This is a genomic window from Burkholderia sp. Bp9004 (assembly GCF_003858025.1).
GTDB classification, from domain to species: Bacteria; Pseudomonadota; Gammaproteobacteria; order Burkholderiales; family Burkholderiaceae; genus Burkholderia; species Burkholderia diffusa.
Window position 1 is genome coordinate 1 of the sequence record NZ_QTQD01000101.1, and the last position, 350, is coordinate 350.

Here is a 350-nt window from a genome sequence, read left to right on the forward strand (position 1 = left end):
GTCGAGTCGAACGACAGCGTCGAGCCGCTGGCGGTGGCGAAGATCCTGAAGGCGCTGGTCGACAAGGAACAGCCGCAACTCGTGATCCTCGGCAAACAGGCGATCGACGACGATTCGAACCAGACGGGCCAGATGCTGGCCGCGCTGGCAGGCCTGCCGCAAGCGACGTTCGCGTCGAAGGTGACGATCGCCGATGGCCGCGCCACGGTTGCACGTGAAGTCGACGGCGGCGCGGAAACGCTGTCGCTTCAACTGCCGGCAGTCGTCACGACCGACCTGCGCCTGAACGAGCCGCGTTACGTGACGCTGCCGAACATCATGAAGGCGAAGAAGAAGCCGCTGGAAACGGT

1 pseudogene is annotated in these 350 nt (G+C 64.6%); it reads left to right on the forward strand.

The annotated features are described in order from the left end of the window. Positions 1-350 (forward strand): annotated as a pseudogene (locus tag DIE08_RS35335) (electron transfer flavoprotein subunit beta/FixA family protein); the annotation flags it as partial.